At 50.3% G+C, this 2020-nt stretch carries 2 protein-coding genes and 1 pseudogene; all 3 read right to left on the bottom strand.

The annotated features are described in order from the left end of the window. Positions 1-47 precede the first annotated feature (47 nt). Entirely contained in the window at positions 48-314 is a 267-nt protein-coding gene (locus PSEMO_RS33250; protein ID WP_144443633.1) for a hypothetical protein, read from the bottom strand. Positions 315-343: 29 nt separating this feature from the next. Continuing rightward, the gene (locus PSEMO_RS27425; protein WP_075806022.1) at positions 344-790 is read right to left on the bottom strand and encodes a hypothetical protein; all 447 of its coding nucleotides are present in this window, start codon (positions 788-790) and stop codon (positions 344-346) included. Beyond that, positions 787-2020: pseudogene (locus tag PSEMO_RS33630) on the bottom strand (hypothetical protein); the annotation flags it as partial. The gene PSEMO_RS27425 and the pseudogene PSEMO_RS33630, both read right to left, overlap by 4 nt.

Genomic DNA, 2020 nt, shown 5'->3' with positions numbered 1-2020 from the left:
TCAAGCCAGGGTTTGGCTGGCGGTGTCAAGCGATGCGGTATAGGTAGTCAAAAGGGCTTCTCCCATGCACTGATTTGAGCGCTAATTATATGATATTTATGGATAATTTCCAAAGTTGATGACATTGAGATGCAGGGGGATCCTGTTGCTGCGGTATACCTGACAAATTGATCGCCGATACGGCCTGAGTCTGCCAGGTACAGGGTTCTGCGATCAAAGGATTCAGCCTGGGAGAGTGATGGCAGGCACATGCTTGTCAGGATGTAATAGGCAAACGTTGCGCGTAATTTCTTTTGGCAGGCAGTTGAAGTCATGGAGACCCTCGCTTCAGTCTATGGGGTATTTAGTTGGTGTCGTACGAGAATAGCGATGGGCGAATATCGCTCATCCGTTTGTCGTTTGTGCATTCCAATTTAACTGCATTGTCTTTGCTGAAGATGACCTCGCATAGCTTGATCTCTTCGCCTGTGAGCTCAAGCGGGGTAATACTGAGCTCAAAGTAGAGTTTATCGTCGTGGAACTCTCCGGAGTTGAAACTGACATCCGCGTACTCCCAGGACATGCTTTTACCTTCCAGTTCACAGATTTTCCCTAGCGCAATGGGTTTTTCATCAGTCCGGGTGCGAAGTGTTTCGATAAACATGCATGCGCTGGGAAAATGGTCGGTAAATCGTCTGATTTTTCCGGCGGCTTGCCCGGTAGCAGCCATGGAAATGGCTGTGCAGCCGAGTCTTTCGGCGCTGGAGGGAACTGTAAAAAGCAAGAGGGTGATGAACGCAAGTTTTTTCATTCTTGTATGTAATCCCTGCGGCGCTGGAAACGATCTTTAGGTACGTTCGGCCAATTATCCTGGTTCGAGATCTCTCGCCGGAACTGGACTGTGTCATTTGCAATGAAGGGGGGTTGAATGAAGGCTCTGGTTTTTGTGGTGTAGTCACCTCTGTAGATAAGGTCGATGATTAAATCTTGTGCTCTCTTGTCTGTGGACTCCCAATCCAGCGCTCCGTAGTATTTTTGATTTTTTTGCGAAATTCTAAGAACATCACTTTTCATGCTCTCATAAACTGGAACAAATAATGCATACTGTTGCTTTCTGCTGATTTTTTGCTTTTTTATCACTTGAGGCGCGCTGTCGTAGTAATACCTCGCACTAATGCCTTTCAATCCTTTGGCACCGATCAGCCAGGAAAGCAGTGGCTCCTTGATACCAACCATTTTCAGGTCCGACTCGGGATCAGGACGTTGCCCCATATCGTAGCCGCGGCCGATGGTTATCCCTGATGCGCCGCCGGGCCAGTGCACGACGCGACTGAAATACTTCGAGGTCTCGATATCGTTGCCCTCGACATCAAATGTCAGTTGTCCGTGAGGGACTTTCAGCCAGCGTAGGTCGTTGTCATCGACCATGAACTGTCCGAGCAGAGCCAGCGGGTGCAGGAAGTAGATGGAAGTGTTCTCCAGGAACCTTAACCCGGCGGAGACTTCTTCCCACCAACTCAGCTCCTTGATTCGCTGCTTCTCTGCCAACCAGTTCAACAACGGCGCCGACGTGGTATGTCCAAACACCTTGTCCAGCGCATCCCATTTCTCCTGGCGGTAATACCACTCGCTTTCACTGCACAGCACGATCTTTGACAGTGCTTGCGCCAGGATTGGGGATTTGAGCGCCGTACGAACTTCATCAGCGCACATGTGGCGGTCATGATTACGATCGATAAGGTTGTAAAGCTTGCTCATCAACTCGCCTTTGTTCCATGCCTCAGCTTGCTGACAGAGACGATTACGGTCTTCTTCGCAGGTGTTCTTGTCCCGGTACATTCGATAGGCCATACCCAGCACCGGTGAACGGCTGGTTTCGATGATTTCGTAGCCATCCCATTCCCAAGGGCTGACCCAGCAGGCTGTTTCTTGCATGACCTTTACCCAGCCGTCGACAAGGTGGCCTTCGGCATCGTGGAACAGGCTTTCCAGGCGGTACCAGGTGCAGCCTTCAGCAGTGTCTGTTTTCGGACGATGGATC

Source organism: Pseudomonas putida (assembly GCF_001941965.1).
Lineage (GTDB): Bacteria > Pseudomonadota > Gammaproteobacteria > Pseudomonadales > Pseudomonadaceae > Aquipseudomonas > Aquipseudomonas putida_L.
Note: the sequence above shows the minus strand (reverse complement) of the source record. Positions and strands in the feature narration are given on the sequence as shown.